Source organism: Pontiella sulfatireligans (assembly GCF_900890705.1).
GTDB classification, from domain to species: Bacteria; Verrucomicrobiota; Kiritimatiellia; order Kiritimatiellales; family Pontiellaceae; genus Pontiella; species Pontiella sulfatireligans.
This window is the reverse complement of sequence record NZ_CAAHFH010000002.1, coordinates 2361053-2376043: the sequence shown is the minus strand read 5'-3', so window position 1 is coordinate 2376043 and position 14991 is coordinate 2361053. Positions and strand designations below refer to the sequence as shown.

12 protein-coding genes and 1 pseudogene are annotated in these 14991 nt (G+C 57.3%); 8 read left to right on the top strand and 5 right to left on the bottom strand.

All coding sequences use genetic code 11. The annotated features are described in order from the left end of the window. Nucleotides 1–5: 5 nt before the first annotated feature. Genes SCARR_RS22675 through SCARR_RS22665 form a run of 3 tightly spaced genes read left to right on the top strand, consistent with a single transcriptional unit; the run spans nt 6 to nt 5229 of the window. Nucleotides 6–1199, top strand: a complete 1194-nt coding sequence (locus SCARR_RS22675) for a PDDEXK nuclease domain-containing protein (RefSeq protein ID WP_136063955.1) — start codon at nt 6–8, stop codon at nt 1197–1199. 27 nt (nt 1200–1226) lie between these two features. Continuing rightward, nucleotides 1227–4781 (top strand): AAA family ATPase, encoded by a 3555-nt coding sequence (locus SCARR_RS22670; protein WP_136063953.1) that lies wholly within the window; start codon nt 1227–1229, stop codon nt 4779–4781. Then, complete coding sequence (locus SCARR_RS22665) at nt 4747–5229, top strand: HIT family protein (RefSeq protein WP_136063951.1); 483 nt, start codon at nt 4747–4749, stop codon at nt 5227–5229. The genes SCARR_RS22670 and SCARR_RS22665 overlap by 35 nt, the downstream gene beginning before the upstream one ends. Nucleotides 5230–5295: 66 nt before the next feature. Here SCARR_RS22665 and SCARR_RS22660 read toward each other — a convergent pair whose 3' ends face one another. Next, nucleotides 5296–5991 carry an MBL fold metallo-hydrolase gene (locus SCARR_RS22660; RefSeq protein ID WP_136063949.1) on the bottom strand — a complete coding sequence of 232 codons (696 nt, stop codon included), beginning with the start codon at nt 5989–5991 and terminating at the stop codon, nt 5296–5298. After that, a complete protein-coding gene (locus SCARR_RS22655; RefSeq protein ID WP_222846414.1) occupies nt 5972–6298 on the bottom strand; it encodes a cupin domain-containing protein in 327 nt (108 codons plus the stop codon). The genes SCARR_RS22660 and SCARR_RS22655 overlap by 20 nt, the downstream gene beginning before the upstream one ends. A gap of 72 nt (nt 6299–6370) precedes the next feature. Between SCARR_RS22655 and SCARR_RS22650 the strand changes: the two genes are divergently transcribed. Next, on the top strand, nt 6371–6961 hold the full coding sequence (locus SCARR_RS22650) for a LysE family transporter (RefSeq protein ID WP_222846413.1): 591 nt from the start codon (nt 6371–6373) through the stop codon (nt 6959–6961). Here the strand turns inward: SCARR_RS22650 and thiF are convergent. After that, nucleotides 6958–7749, bottom strand: a complete 792-nt coding sequence (gene thiF / locus SCARR_RS22645; protein WP_136063945.1) for a sulfur carrier protein ThiS adenylyltransferase ThiF — start codon at nt 7747–7749, stop codon at nt 6958–6960. The genes SCARR_RS22650 and thiF overlap by 4 nt on opposite strands. A gap of 71 nt (nt 7750–7820) precedes the next feature. Here thiF and SCARR_RS22640 point away from each other — a divergent pair, with 71 nt between their 5' ends. Further along, a complete protein-coding gene (locus SCARR_RS22640) occupies nt 7821–8438 on the top strand; it encodes a DUF502 domain-containing protein (RefSeq protein WP_136063943.1) in 618 nt (205 codons plus the stop codon). Here SCARR_RS22640 and SCARR_RS22635 read toward each other — a convergent pair. Continuing rightward, nucleotides 8435–9301 (bottom strand): damage-control phosphatase ARMT1 family protein, encoded by an 867-nt coding sequence (locus tag SCARR_RS22635; protein ID WP_136063941.1) that lies wholly within the window; start codon nt 9299–9301, stop codon nt 8435–8437. The genes SCARR_RS22640 and SCARR_RS22635 overlap by 4 nt on opposite strands. Nucleotides 9302–9435: 134 nt before the next feature. Here SCARR_RS22635 and SCARR_RS29395 point away from each other — a divergent pair. Then, a pseudogene (locus SCARR_RS29395) lies at nt 9436–9788 on the top strand (type II toxin-antitoxin system RelE/ParE family toxin). Then, nucleotides 9785–10060, top strand: coding sequence for a helix-turn-helix domain-containing protein (locus SCARR_RS22625; RefSeq protein ID WP_136063939.1), 276 nt, complete (start codon nt 9785–9787; stop codon nt 10058–10060). Before SCARR_RS29395 ends, SCARR_RS22625 begins: the two are co-directional and overlap by 4 nt. 38 nt (nt 10061–10098) lie before the next feature. Here SCARR_RS22625 and SCARR_RS22620 read toward each other — a convergent pair whose 3' ends face one another. After that, nucleotides 10099–12990: a bifunctional fucokinase/fucose-1-phosphate guanylyltransferase gene (locus SCARR_RS22620; protein WP_136063937.1), complete on the bottom strand. Its 2892-nt coding sequence runs from the start codon at nt 12988–12990 to the stop codon at nt 10099–10101. 56 nt (nt 12991–13046) lie between these two features. Between SCARR_RS22620 and SCARR_RS22615 the strand changes: the two genes are divergently transcribed. Further along, nucleotides 13047–14984: a hypothetical protein gene (locus SCARR_RS22615; protein ID WP_136063935.1), complete on the top strand. Its 1938-nt coding sequence runs from the start codon at nt 13047–13049 to the stop codon at nt 14982–14984. Nucleotides 14985–14991: the final 7 nt, after the last annotated feature.

The following is a 14991-nucleotide window of genomic DNA, read 5'->3' as shown; positions in this document are numbered from 1 at the left end:
AGACCGTGAATAACGAGTTGAACAACCAAGACCTCTTCGGACGCGTGGCCGCGATTCTTGAACAGGCTCGGAACAACGTTGTCCGTGCGGTCAACTCCAACATGGTCACGGCTTATTGGCTGATCGGGCGTGAGATTGTGGAGGAATTACAGGAAGGCAAACAACGGGCAGAATATGGGAAACAGGTTGTGGAAGAACTGTCCACAAGGCTGACGGAAAGATTTGGGAGGGGCTTTTCAATAGCCAACCTTAAGAACTTCAGACAATTCTACCAGGCATATCCACAGCGAATGGATGGAATTGGCTACCCGGCGGGTAGCCAATTTCCCAAAGGCCCAAAAAGCTGCCCAGAGAGTAGCGAATCTGCAAATGAGGGAATTCTCTTCCCAATGGGGATAGAATTGGAGCATGGCTTTTCCTCTCAACTGACTTGGTCTCACTATCGTGCGCTGATGCGGGTGAAGGATGAAAAGGCCCGCGCATTTTACGAATGTGAAGCCAGTGAGGGAGGCTGGGATAAACGCACACTGGAACGCCAAATCCACACCCAATACTATGAGCGCAGTCTGCATAGTCAGCAACCGAACAAGCTGATCGCGGAAGGGCGGCAGCTGCAAAAAACAGCTCCGTCCGCTGCGGAGATCCTTAAGAATCCTTATGTGCTGGAATTTCTCAGCTATCCAAACGCTGCTGAACTGCACGAATCGGATCTGGAACGGGCCATCATCACCCATTTGCAACGCTTCCTGCTGGAACTCGGCAACGGCTTCGCCTTTGTTGCCCGCCAAAAGCATATCCGCATCGAAGAGGACGACCGCTTTATCGATTTGATATTTTACCACTGCAAGCTGAAGTTTTACCTGCTAATCGATTTAAAGCTCGGAAAACTGACCCATGCGGACGTAGGACAGATGGATGGCTATGTTCGAATGTTTGACGGGCTTTTCATTGCAGAAGATGACAACCCGACCATTGGCCTTATCCTCTGCACAGAGAAGTGCGACACGGTTGCCCGCTATTCCGTACTCAGCGACCGAAAACAAATCTTCGCCTCCAAATATATGCTTTGTCTGCCCACCGAAGAGCAGCTCAAACTCGAAATCGAGCGGGAACGCCGCTTAATCGAAACCTCCTTTCAGAACGGAATGACGAACTTTCACAATAACGAAATCTTAGACACTCAAACAAAAGCCGCCTAAAGGCGGGACTACATACTTTTTACTCATATGAAAATCCTCGAACTGCGTTTTAAGAACCTCAACTCACTTTATGGCGAGTGGTGCATTGATTTTACGCACCCGGACTTTGAGGCCAATGGGCTGTTTGCCATCACGGGCGCTACAGGTTCGGGGAAGACGACGATTCTGGATGCGCTCTGTCTGGCGCTCTATGGCCAGACGCCGCGGCTGGGAAAGATGACGCAGAGCGACAACGAGGTGATGTCGCGCCAGACGGGCGAGTGTTTTGCCGAAGTCCTTTTCGAAACAGCCAAAGGAACCTACCGCGCCAGCTGGCACCAGCACCGCGCGCGGAAAAAAGCCGGGGCGCCGCTGCAGTCGCCCAAGCGCGAGCTAGCCGATGCCGCAGGCACTATTCTAGCCGAAAAACTAAAGGAGGTGCAGGAGAAGATCGATGACGTCGTGGGCATGGGCTTCGACCGTTTCACCCGCTCGATCCTCCTTGCGCAGGGCAGCTTCGACTCGTTCCTGAAAGCGGATGCCGACGAGCGTTCGCCCATTCTCGAACAGATTACCGGCACCGAAATCTATACCGAAATCTCCAAACTGGTTCATCAGCGCAACAGCGCCGAAAACCAAAAACTGAACGAACTTAAAGCCGGGCTCGACGGCATTCAAATGCTCGGAACCGATGAACGGGAGCAGATTGCATTCGATCTGAAACAGATTGAAGAAAAGCACAAGGCGGAAGCCGAAAAGCGCGACGCCGCCAAGGCCGCGCTGGATTGCCTGAAGCGAATTGAAACATTGACGAATGAACTGGAGGCGAACCGCGCGGAACAGGAAACCCTGCGCGGGGATAATGAAGCCTTCAAGCCCGAAGCCGCACGCCTTGCCACCGCCAAGCGCGCCCAACCGCTTACGGTCGCCCACGCCAAGCTGGTCAATTTCCGCAACGATCTCTCGAAAACCGCAATCGAGTTGAAAGCGGCCACCGATGCGCTGCCCAGCCTTGAAAAACAGCAGACCAAGGCCGCAGCCTTGTTCAAAGTCGCCGTGAAACTACTCAATGAAAAGGAAGCCGCGCAGCAGGAATTGGCGCCGGTCTTAAAGCAAGCACGCGCGCTCGACACCCAGATCATCGGGCGTTTGGCCATACAGAAAACGGAAAATGCCGCGCTCGAACAGTTGAAGGGAGAGCAAAAAGCGTTGCGCGAAACAGAGGCAGAAAACAAGGCCGCTCTGGAACAACTCCAAGCCCGGCAAACTGAAGCCGAAATCTATCAAAAAGAACATGCGCACGATGCTGGGTTGGTCGGGCAGTTGGCCGCAATTCTCCAATCGCTGGAACATCTGGGAAAATTGTCCGGCGAAAAAGACAAAGCCCAAAAGACGGCGAAGCAAACCGCAACCGCCGCGACGCAAGCAACCAAGACCGCGGCCGAGGAAGAGAATAACCTGGCGGTTGTGCAGAAGGCTTTCTCGAAGGCCGAAACCGCAAGCAGGGAAATCAACCGCGAAGTCGAAACCCTGCTCGAAGGCAAGCCCCTCCCTGATTGGCGCACTCGACATGAGGAACTTCGGCTGCGGATCAACATCGAGCAACGGATTTTGGTAACGCGCGGAGCCATCGAGGAAAAGACGGCCGCAGTCTCCGGAGCGGAAAAGGAACTGATCCTGAAAAGGAGCGAGCAGGAGGGGCTCCAGCGCGAACAGGCGCTCGTTGCTGAAAACCTGAAGCTCCAGCAAAAAGTCGAAAGTCTCGAAGCCGAGCGCGAGGCGCTGGCCGACGGCCAACCCTGCCCGCTCTGCGGCGCGCTTGAGCATCCCTATGCCGCCGGCCTCCCTGCCCGCGAAACGAGTTCGCTCGAAAAAATCAACGCCGCTCTTTCCGCGCTGGCCAACCAGATCAACACCCTCACCGAAAAACAAGCCGGCGCCAACGCGGACTGTAAAACTCTCCAAACCTCGCTCAAAAAAGACGAAGCCGAACTTGAAACCCTCGCGCCCGGCAGCGCGGAAGAGGCGGAACAAATCGCCTCCCGCATCGGACAAATCGAAAAACTGGAGCGCGCCGACAAAGAAGCCAAAACCGCGCTGGACCACGCGCGCGAAGCATTGAACCGGCAAATGCTGGCCACGCAAAGCGCAAAGCAAAACGTCAAAACCGCAACGGAAAAAGCCGAGGAGACGGAAGCCCAACGAATCAAAGCCGAAACCATGCTGGCCGGAGCCGAAAGCCAGCTTCAACAAAAGATCGAACCGTTCGGGATTCCCCTCTCTCCCGAGACCTCGTCCAATCTGACTGTCCGGCGCGATCAATGGATCGAGGCGGAAGAACAAGCCGGCAAACTGAAGCAAACCATCTCGAACCTGCAAACCACCCGTGCAAGCCAAGCGGAACAAATCGGATTGCAAGAAACGCGCATTCGAAAACAGGCGGAAATGCTGACCGTGACCGGGTCCCTCGTCGTCGACTTGAAAGCGCAACGGATAAACCTCTTTGGCGACCGCGATCCCGACGCCGCGGAACAGGAAGCCCAAACCGTTCTCGATGCTTCGCGCAAGGAAGCCGCAGCCGCACAGACCCAACTGGGCGAAAGCAAGCAAGCCCTGATGCTTGCCCGGCAGAACGCCCAAACACTGGAAAAAGGGAAGCAGGAAATACAGGCTCAACTAGTAGAAGCCGGACCGTCCTTTGCCGCAGCGCTGACCGGCGCAGGATTCGAAAACGAGGCCGCCTACCTTGGCGCCCGGCTCGACGAAACGGAACAATCCAAGCTCGAAGCGCGCGCCGATGAACTAAAGCACCGCCACACGCACCTCGCCGCCTTGGAAGCCGAAAAGGCCCAACAGCTCCAAGCGGAACGCGAACAGAAGCACGTTGAATCCTCTCCCGAAGAGCATGCATTGCTAGTTCAGTCCTGCGAGGAACTCCTAAAGGAAATCGGAACCCTCAACAACCAGCTTGAGCAAAATCGAAAAGCGACCGAACTTCACCAAAGCAAGCTAGGCGAAATTGAAAAACAACAGATCGAATGCAATCGATGGAGCACGCTGCACGAACTCATCGGCTCGGCCGACGGCAAGAAGTTCCGCAACTTTGCGCAAGGGCTCACCTTCGAGCTGATGGTCTCGCACGCCAACCAGCAGCTTTCCAAAATGTCTGACCGCTACCTCCTCGTCCGCGACAAGCGGCAGCCTCTCGATCTCAACGTGGTCGATAACTACCAGGCCGGCGAAATCCGTCCCGTCAAAAACCTTTCCGGAGGCGAAAGCTTCATCGTCAGCCTTTCGCTCGCACTTGGCCTTTCGCGCATGGCCAGCAAGCATATCCGCGTCGATTCGCTCTTCCTTGACGAAGGCTTCGGCACGCTCGACGAAGATGCGCTCGAAACCGCGCTCGAAGCCTTGGCGGAACTCAAGCAGGCCGGTAAGCTCATCGGCGTCATCTCACACGTCGGAGCGCTCAAGGAGCGCATCAGCACGCAAATCAACGTACACATCGCCAGTGGCGGCCGCAACCGGCTGAGTGGCACCGGCATTTCATCAACAAAGGAAAAGAACCATGCAAAAGACGATATGGGCGCCGTGGCGCATTGAATATATTCTGGCCGACAAGGAAGGCGGGTGCTTCCTCTGCAAAATGTTTGCCGAGAGCAGCGACCGCGACAATCTGGTGCTCAAGCGCGGAAAAACCTGCGCCGTTGTCATGAACCGCTATCCTTATACCGGCGGGCATTTGATGGTTACCCCCTACCGCCATCTCGAACACCTCAAAGACATGACCCCCGAAGAGCGGCTCGAAATGACCGACCTCACCATCGAAGCCGTTGAAATCCTAAAGGCTGAACTCAAGCCCGACGGGCTGAACCTCGGCTACAACCTCGGCGGCGCGGCCGGCGCCGGGCTGAAAGACCACATCCACCAGCACATCGTTCCGCGTTGGATCGGCGACACCAACTTTATGCCCGTCCTCGCCGACACCCGCGTCATGCCCCAAGCCCTCATGGAGCAATACAACGCGCTCTACCCGCTGTTCAACGGATAAAAAACAAGCACTAAGACACAAAGGACTCTAAGCTTCCTCTGTTTCGTGCTCTTTGTGTCTTGGTGCTTAAAATCGATCCTTCAGTTTCCGGAGCGCGGCGAACTCTTCAACGGATGCGACGCGGAGGAAAGGATTGGTTTTCTTTTCCTCCACCAGCGTTGCGAAGATCGCCGAGGCCGGATCGGTGCGGTAGAGCGCGAGGCGCGCCTGCATGTCTGCATTGCCCGGCTCGACCGAAAGGGCAAATGCCATGTTGTCGGCGAGATAGTCGTGCCCCCCAAAGACCATCGTTTCATCCGGAAGCTGCTTGATGAGCTGCAGGCTGTTGAACAGCTGCTCCGCCGTGCCGCCCAGCAGGCGGCCGCAGGCGCCGTTGATGAGCGTGTCGCCCGTAAACACGATTCCGAGTTCAGGAAAATAGTAGCACTTGTGCATGGCCATATGCCCCGGCGTCGCAAAGGACCGGCAGACGGTTCCGAGCATTGAAACCTCGCGCGCTTCAACCCCCGGACTGGTCGACTGCACTCCGAGCCGGTCCTGAATGGCGCGGCACCCGCCGATATGGTCGTGGTGCGTGTGGGTGATCAAAATATCCAGCAGCTGGAGGCTTTCTTTTTCCAGCGCACGGAAAACCGGTTTCGCCTCGCCGGCATCAATCAGCACCGCTTGCCCGGCACGGCAAACCAGATAAACAAAGTTGTCGGACAGCACCGGCACCGCCAGCACTGCATAATCGCCTACTTTAAATCGCGTCGTTTTCATAAAATACCGCCAGCCAAATGGTTTTTTCCGTTTGCGAGGTTGCTTCAACGCGATGGCGCTGATGCGCCGGAATGAGCAGGTGGTCGCCGGGTTTGAGTGCAACCGCTTTGTCTTCGAAAGCCAGTACAGCGGAGCCGGAAACCAGCAGCACCCACTCGTACTGCTCCTGATCGTACCAAAAACCTTCCGGCGATGCGTGGCCGTCGGAGACGATCCGCTCAATCTTCACGCCCTCGCCTTCCGCCAAAACCGTCATCAGCTCTGCAGGCAAATCGTCGGGTATTTGTTCATACAGGTTTCTTTTCAATGGGCATCTCCAAGTTCTTCACGTAACCTATAGCCCATGTTTTCACTTCTTACAATTTTTGCGGGGGCGTTTGTGGTTGGTCTATCCGGCGCAATGGCTCCGGGGCCGGTGCTGACGGTCACCATCAGCGAAACGCTTAAGCGTGGCTTCAAAGCCGGCCCGCTGATTGTGCTGGGGCACGCAATCCTCGAAATCCTGCTGCTGACCTTGATCGCCGCAGGCCTCGGCCCCTTCTTCCAGCACCCGGTTGTGTCCATGGTTTTCCTATCGGCCGGCGGGGCCGTGCTGCTTTGGATGGGTGGAAAAATCATCATTACAAACAAGCAGACCACCGAGGATGCGCTACATGCAAAAGGCGCGGATTCGCCCTATGGCCCGGTATGGGCCGGCATCGTCCTCAGCCTAACGAATCCGTACTGGATTATCTGGTGGGTGACCGTTGGGATGGGCTTCGTGACCCAATCGCTTCAGTTTGGGATTATCGGGCTGCTCAGCTTCTATCTAGGGCATATTTTGGCTGATCTCGCATGGTACAGCCTGGTCTCGTTCAGCGTATCAGCCGGACGCCGGCTTTGCCCGCCCGCGGTTTATCGCGGCGTCTTTATCGTCTGCGGCATTGCACTCGTCTGCCTCGGAACACTGTTTCTCGTCAAGGCGTTTTAATTCTCTGCGCCCAGCAGAATGCGCAGCACCACATTCGCCTGCATATGGGCGGCGATGCCGACGCGCGGCGCCATCAGCCCGCAACCGGGCGCCGCACCGGCTTCAAGGTCGCCGACAATGTAAATGCGCTCCCCCATCTTGCGCACGCCAATGGTTTCGCCCGGGCCGTAGCCGGCCATGCCGGAGGCGGCCACGATCGGCGCGCCCTTGAAGGCCTGCAGCAGCATCGCCTTTTGGTCGGCGCGGTCGAATGCCTCGACCATCACATCGACTTTGCCAAAGAGCGTTGAAATGTTTTCGGGCGTCACGCGCACGCAGTGTGTTTCGTATTCCACATAGGGATTGATCCGCTTGAGGTTGGTTTCGAGCGCTTCAGCTTTGGTCTGGCCGAGCTGGTCGATGAAGTATTGCTGGCGGTTGAGGTTGCTGGGCTCGACGACGTCGAAGTCGGCCAGCACCAGCTTGCCGACCCCGATGCGTGCGAGCGCCACAGCGATGGAAGAACCAAGACCGCCCAAACCGGCGATGCCGACGGTTGCACCCTTGATTTTTTCGTGCACGCCGGGCGTATGGCGCGAAGCCATAACCGCTTCCAGCTCTTCGACGGGAAGAATTTCACCGCGCTGGATCAGATTGATGCAGTCGCCTTCCGCCAAGGCCATATTCTCGGAAACGGCCGCGCCGTTGTAGACCAACACATCGGCCTCCGGCTTTTCTGCATCGCGCAACTGAAACAGCGTCGCTCCCGCCTCAATCTCAATTTCCCGTTCGTTAAGCTGGATTTTCATCCCATTTGTCTAATGTTTTATCTTTCCGCCGTCGATGGTTTTTATACGATGCAACCCAACACGGAGACTTCATGCTGAATCGAACCAAGAATTTTTTCAAAACGACCATCCTCGGCGGCGTGATCGTCATCCTGCCGACGATCATACTCATCTTTGCGTTCAAGTGGCTTTTCGGCGTGGTGGGCGGCGGCATCCAACCGCTGACCAACCTGGTGGTCGACAACCTTACCCTGCCGGACCGCTACGACGAGCTGATCGCCACTGCCATTGTCCTGTGCGTCATCGTATTGGGCTGTTTCATGGTCGGGCTTTTCGTGAGGACCCGCATTGGACGATGGATCTACAACGGGTTTGAAAGCAGCTTGCTGAGCAAGGCGCCGGGCTACAAGATGGTGAAAGAAACCGTAAACCAGTTCCTCGGCAAAAAACAGTCGCCCTTCTCCTCGGTCGCGCTGGTGCAGATTTTTGAAAACGACACCAAAGTGACCGCCTTCATTACCGACCAGCACGCCAACGGCACTGTGACGGTGTTCGTTCCAACGGGCCCCAACCCGACGTCAGGCTTCATCTATCACCTGAATGAAAAATATGTTCATCCGGTGGATGTGGCCGTGGAAGACGCCATGCGCTCAGTCATCTCCTGCGGAGCAGGTTCCGGGGCGCTCATTAACTCCATGAAGAAGGACTAGCCGCAGGCTTCCGAGTGCTGGAAAAAGATGCTGCCAAGCGGAAGGCCGGTTTCTTCAGCGACTACGTCGCACTTGACCTTCATCAGAAAAAAGATCTCGCGGCCGCAGTCCTGCAGCGTTTCAAAGTTGCCCTGCCCCTTGGATATGATCATATCCGCCCCGTCGAACAGTTCGCGGAACTCCGTCGAGCATTCTCCGATAACGACGCCCGGCGCATCGTGGCCATTGTCGACCACGCGGCAAATCTGATCGATTCCAACCTGCGGAACCTCAACCGGCGTAATATCGTTAAGAATCGGCTTGCCCCTCACAACGTAAACCACCTTTTCGGCCGGCAGCTGCTCAATCAGCAGGCGGTCGAGCACCGCCTCGCCACAGTTGTCACCCAAATACAGAATCAGCCCGGCGTCTTCGATGCGCCTCTCAAACACCGCAAAGGCATCGAGGCACATGTCCGATTGCACCGCATGCTCGATCACGTCCAACAGGCCGTTGTCCTTCTGGCCATGCGGCGTGCCGAAATCAATAATGTTGCCGGCAATCGCCATGCGCACTGCGGTTTCCAGAGGCCGGTCGGATTCCGCAACTTCTTTGCGCAGCTGCGGCAAAAGCTTCATCACGGCTTCGTTCGAGGCGCGCTTGGCCTCGGCATACGGATCGGCCTCGCCGGTCAGCTTTATAATCGCCCGGAAATATTCGACCGCAATCTCCGGCGGGCTTTTTTGATAGTCCGCCTCCGCCGCAATCCGCAGCACCGTCCGCATCACTTCCTGTTGCAAAAGCGAATCATCCGGCGCATAGGCCAGCGCCGCTTCCGCCCCTTGCCGCGCAAAACACGGAATGCAATCGTTGTATACCTTCATTCAAATCCCTTGGTTAGCCTGCAATTAAAACAAGCCACCCACCCTAAACAAAACCGGCTGATATTGGAAATATTTACACCCATTGGAAATAATCCAACCTTGACCATTGTTAACTCGCAAGTTAACTTCTGGCTGTGATTAGGGAAGTCATATTCTGCCAAACCGATGCTGGACGCAGTCCGGTGGCTGAGTTCTTAGACTCTCTCGCTCCGAAACAGGCACAAAAAGCGGCTTGGGTTGTTGGTTTGGTAGAAGATCTGGATTCTGTGCCGAAGCAGTATTTCCAGAAGATGGCTAGTACGGAAGATCTTTGGGAAATTAGAGTCAAGGCAGGTGGAAATATATTCCGCTTTCTTGGTTTTTCGACGGACCAAAACTGGTGGTTCTGCCCCATGCATTTCAAAAGAAAACGCAAAAGACACCCCGGCAAGCCATACGGCTTGCCGAGGAACGTAAACGTAATTATTTCAGGAGAAAAAGAAAATGAGCGACCTGCAAAAATACATCAAAGACCGCAAGGCGCGGGATGCCGAATTCGCAAAAGACTTCGACTCCGGCTACGAGCAGTTCAAAATTGGCGTCATGCTCAAGCAGGCCCGGCTTGATGCGGGCGTAACCCAAGAAGAGCTTGCCGTGCGCTTGAACACAAAAAAAACCGCTATCTCGCGAATCGAAAACCACGCCGAAGACATCAAGCTCTCAACCATCGAAAAGTTCGCCGAGGCCGTGGGCAAAAAGCTTATCCTCAAGATCGCTTAAACAAATTTACCCATCACCCCGGGGCACGCGTCTACATATCAGCTCCGCGTGACTTGCAGGCCGGTTTCGGAGATGGCGAAATCTACAAAGCGCGCGCCGTCGTTGGGCGGGTGGTCTTCCAGCCGCTGCTTGATCCGCAAGGCGGCGTCGGCATCATTGGCAATCATGAAGAGATAGCCCCCTCCTCCAGCGCCGAGCAGCTTTCCTGCGGCTAGATCATCGGCGGCATCGTCGAAAATCTGCTGCACGGCCGGCGGATTGGTTCCGGGATCGAGCTGCTTGTTGAGCTTCCAACTGCGCCTCACCGCTTCGGTAAACGCCTCGAAGTCGTCGCGCTGAATCGCATCGTGGCAGAAGACCGAAGCTTGCGCAATGCCGTTCACCGTCTCCAGCCGCGAATTGGAGTTGAGAAAAATGCCCCGGACGATTTCGCCGAGAATATCGTGCGCCACGCGGGTGATGCCGGTGTAGTAGAGCAGCATCCGCGCCTTCTTTTCTCCATGGAAGAAACGGCCGGGCAGCCAGCGGACCACCGGCACCTGCTCCAGGCCGGGTACAGTCTGGACCAGCTTGATGCCGGGGAATACGCCGCCGACTTGGTCCTGCCACCCTCCGCCGCTGGTGAGCATCTGCTCCAACGCGAGCGTGCGCTGCGTAATTTCCACCTTGTCCCACTTCAGCCCGGCGAGATCGGACAGCACCCCAAGGATCGTGGAGGCCAGAATACTGCTGGTTCCCAGCCCCGAGCCTTTCGGAATGGCGGCGAGCATCGAAATTTCCACGCCGCCGCCCATCGCCTTGAGCTGTTCTTCCAACGTCGGAAACATTCCACCATTAAAGTCGGGGTGGAAGCCGGCGAGCGCAAAAGCCGCGCGGGCGAGCGTGAAGCCGCTGCCAAGCTGGTCGTAGGCGCGGACGTCGGCGTAGGTGCAAAGCGTTTCGGCCAGACCCAGATCGATGGAGCGGATGGTCAAAACAGGTTCCGAGGTTTTACGCCCAAAAACCTGAATGGGTGGCTGGCCGTTGAGCTCCACCGCAATATTCAAAACCGAACCGCCGTGCTCCAAACTATAGGGAGGCGTATCTGCCCAGCCACCGGCAAAGTCGAGCCGCACCGGACAGCGCCCCCAAACAATCTGGTCGGCGAGCAGTTTGCAGACCGGCTCAACCGGATGCTGTTTGTAGCGGTCGACGATCAGCTCGCGCAATACTTGAAAGGCGGCTTTTTCGCGCGCTTTCCACTGCGCATCGCCGCGCCGGCGGCGCACGGCCGCGCGGAACATATGGTCGTGCAGCGCAATCATCGGATTCCGCAGCGTTGAAACATCCAGCAGCTCCGGCAGGTCGAACGAGCTCTCGGCATAAAGATCAGCAGTGGCCTCGAGGTCGAGCTTGTAGAAGACACTGTACTCGGCATGCTTTGCCATCACAGGCAAAGCCTTTTCCCTCAGCCTATTGCGACGCTCGTAGATTTTCTTGAGATTCGCCTGCTGCCCCAGCTGGCGGGCCGATATGCGCTCAGACGCGAGCCATAGCTGCTTCCATTTACTGGAGGGTTCCGGATCGCTAGCAAACATCCACTGCACAAACCCAGACTCAAACGAGTCTAAAATCGGGAAAAGGGCCGCCACCTGCAAATCGGTCTGCGAATCGATGCCGGCTTCATCAAGCGTAAGGCCGCGTTTCCTCAACCATTCGGAAAAGGACTGGCTGACCCAACGAGTGGCTCCATCTCCAAGGGGGCCGCGGAATGCATCGGAATAGCCATAGACGCGCAACGCGGTTTTGTCGCCGAGCGGCACAAAATCAAGGCAAACACCCTCTTCGAGCTCCAGCGCCCAGTCGTTTTCCGGCACCCCGGTGAGAATGTTTTTTGAAGCGATTTTCCATGAGGCGGGCACATGGCTGTTCTCCACCCAAAGCGAGTCGTTTTCGGCGCGGCGCAAAGGCGCCTCGAACACCGAGTTTTGAATAAACTGACGGGGTTGCGCCAGCGTAGCCACGGCTCCGAGCTTCGTTTGGTCCGACACAATATTCTGCAGCTCGTAGAGCGACTGCACCATGTCGGAGCAGGTGCCGAAGTGGTAGAATCCCGCGTCGGGCAAAGGCACCACCGCTGTCGTCAGCGCCCCGACGTCGGCATCGGAATCGACCGGATTCGAACCCAAGCTGAGCGCCCAGCTGCCGTACAGGTCGTAGGTGTCCGGCACATCTCCTGAAAACGATTGCGCCTCGGCGTCCCACCCGCTTTTCTTCAGCAGGCAGTCCACCGCCCGTTCGCTGAGCAGCCAAATGCCAACGTCAATCAGGAATGCGTGATCCCGCGATTTGGCGCGGATCGTGTCGGGCGTCGGTTTTTGCAGGAAGGAAACGAGTTTATCCGGCGCATCGGGATCGCAAAACATGACGCCGAAGTTTTGCGCTTCTTCGGGCTTAACCCACAGGCCAAAAAACACAACATCCGCATCGGGGATGGGCGGGAGCTCCCCTTCAAGCCGCACCAGCACATCGCCGCTGGCCACCATCACGCGCGCTTGGTCCGAGGAAGCCATCGCCATCTTCTGCAACGTCGGCTCCGCCAAGTCCAGCAGCGTTTGGTCGAGCCGCTGGCCCAACGCCCAGCGAAAGACCGGCATGGGAATAAACAGCTTGCCCGGCGCGGCATACGGAGGCAGGCGCCGGCTTTCGCCACCGCCGTGGATGATCAGCTTGCCGGAGCTTTCCAACCATCGGGAAAAGGAGGGTTCACTAGAGGCACGCCATGCCTGCTCCAGCACATACGCGGTGCCTCCGCCGGAGCCGAGCTGCTGGCCGGGGGGGTCGAACGTCGAGAAGGCCTGCGTGGCCGCGGCGGGTTCGCATTCGGCCAAATGGCCGCACATGTTGGGGGGGAGCGAGAGCAGCAGGTCGAAAGGGGTTGATGTATTCATTCGCACAAGCTATCAAACCCGCAACGAATTACAACCCATTGGAAAAGAGAACTGCCATGAACAATGCCTTTGAATCCGCCGCACAAAAGCTGTTTGCCCACCCTGAATCCTTCTTCAATGCGCAGGAGTTGTTCGATGCCGCCGGGACGGATACCCAATCCATCGTGTCGGCGTTCCTGCTGGCGCTCGGAGGCAATGCAGACGCGGCGGCCTATTTGGAAAACGCGGCGGAATCGGATGGTTCGGCGCAGTTTTTCTTAGACAGCCTGGGGCGGATCGAACAGGAAATCGGGCAGGCTTGCCTCGCTCCGGAGTTTTTGGAGCGGCTGGAAGCGCTGGCCGAAAACCCTGCGGATGAGAATGCGTTGCGGAGCGTCTTTTTTCCAGAGGGGGCCGGGTTGCCGGAGACCCGCGCGGAACGGGTGCAGGCGCTGCGGGAAAAGCGGAAGGTCAGGATTGCACAGCTCAATCCCGCGCCGCTTTCAGATCCGGGCCGCGAGTTGCTGTTTACCTCGAACGTGCTGCTGACGATCCCTTCGGAAAACACCCGACTGGACGAGCTTGAATACAGCGACGAGCTGAAAGCCCATATCCGGCAGGCCGTTGGCGAGAAACAGCTGTATTGGTTCGACCACCCGATCCAGATCGGCGTGGAACCGCAGGCCAACGAAATCCTCTACGGGCTGCGCGGCCTCGACGAGACCGTCGAGTTCGAGCGCGCACGCGGCAATATGGGCGAAGGAAAAGTCGCCTGCGTGCTGTCGGCCTCCGTCACCCACAAGGGGCTGCACGGGCTGGCCAAGGACTATATCGAATCCGAGATCCGCAATGCGGGCGGCTTCAAGAACATCGATGTGTATGTTTTCACCGAAGCCGAAACCAACCGGCTGATCGACGAGGTGCTGGTTCCCGCCGGCGGCGATGCCGAGGCGCTGGACGTCTTCGGCGTCGATGGGGAGTATGGCCGGCACTACAGCTTTCTCAAGGCGATTTCTGCGCTATGGAATGCGACGAAGGATCCAAACGTGAAAGCCACGTTCAAGATCGACCTCGACCAGGTGTTCCCGCAGCGCGAGCTGGTGGAGCAGTCGGGCGCATCGGCCTTCGAGCATTTTAAATCCCCGTTGTGGGGCGCGCGCGGCACCGATGCGGACGGGAAGCCCGTGGAGCTGGGCATGATTGCAGGGGCGCTGGTGAACGAACGGGATATCCACAAGGGGCTGTTTACTCCGGACGTCCCCTTCCCTGAAGGCGCCGCCAGCCTCGAAGAAAAAATCTTCTTCAGCAAAATGCTGATGGCGCTCTCGACCGAGGGCGAGCTGATGACGCGCTATGGCGAAAGCGGCATCGACGGGAAAACCGAGTGCATCCAGCGCATCCATGTGACGGGCGGCACGAACGGCATCCGCGTTGACAGCCTGAAGAAGCACCGCCCGTTCACGCCGTCGTTCATCGGCCGCGCCGAAGACCAGTCGTACATCCTTTCCGTCCTGATGGCCGAGGGCGAAAAGCTGGGCTATGTCCACGAGGACGGGCTCGTTATGCGGCACGACAAAGAGGCGTTTGCCGGCGATGCCATCAAGGCCGCCTCGTTCGGAAACATGATTGGCGACTATATCCGCACCCTCTACTTTTCCGAATATGCGCGCGTGCTGAACAACGGCGACATTGCTTCCGTCAAAGCGATCGCCGACCCCTTCACCGGCTGCTTCATCACGCCCATGCCTGTAACGGTTGTGATGCTGCGCTTCTGCATGAAAGCCGCCGGATTCTTCTTGGCTGGCGAACAGGAAGCGGGCACGGAATTCGTGCAAGCCAGCCACCCGCGCCTGACCCGCGCCATGGCCTTTGTCCAAAACGGGCTGCGCGACCAGTACCGGCGCGAGCACCAAGGCTGGAACCAGTTCTACGACCTGCTCGAAGACGTGCAGCGCAGCGATGCCCTGCGCGCAAAAGCCGTCGCAATCATCGACAGCTGCCGCGTCCAAACCTGACGCCCGC

Bases quoted from the DNA above. Each gene is read 5' to 3' on its own strand.
- SCARR_RS22670 (WP_136063953.1), top strand. From the start codon at position 1,227: ATGAAAATCCTCGAACTGCGTTTTAAGAACCTCAACTCACTTTATGGC.
- SCARR_RS22665 (WP_136063951.1), top strand. From the start codon at position 4,747: ATGCAAAAGACGATATGGGCGCCGTGGCGCATTGAATATATTCTGGCC.
- SCARR_RS22660 (WP_136063949.1), bottom strand. From the start codon at position 5,991: ATGAAAACGACGCGATTTAAAGTAGGCGATTATGCAGTGCTGGCGGTG.
- thiF (WP_136063945.1), bottom strand. From the start codon at position 7,749: ATGAAAATCCAGCTTAACGAACGGGAAATTGAGATTGAGGCGGGAGCG.
- SCARR_RS22640 (WP_136063943.1), top strand. From the start codon at position 7,821: ATGCTGAATCGAACCAAGAATTTTTTCAAAACGACCATCCTCGGCGGC.
- SCARR_RS22635 (WP_136063941.1), bottom strand. From the start codon at position 9,301: ATGAAGGTATACAACGATTGCATTCCGTGTTTTGCGCGGCAAGGGGCG.
- SCARR_RS22625 (WP_136063939.1), top strand. From the start codon at position 9,785: ATGAGCGACCTGCAAAAATACATCAAAGACCGCAAGGCGCGGGATGCC.
- SCARR_RS22620 (WP_136063937.1), bottom strand. From the start codon at position 12,990: ATGAATACATCAACCCCTTTCGACCTGCTGCTCTCGCTCCCCCCCAAC.
- SCARR_RS22615 (WP_136063935.1), top strand. From the start codon at position 13,047: ATGAACAATGCCTTTGAATCCGCCGCACAAAAGCTGTTTGCCCACCCT.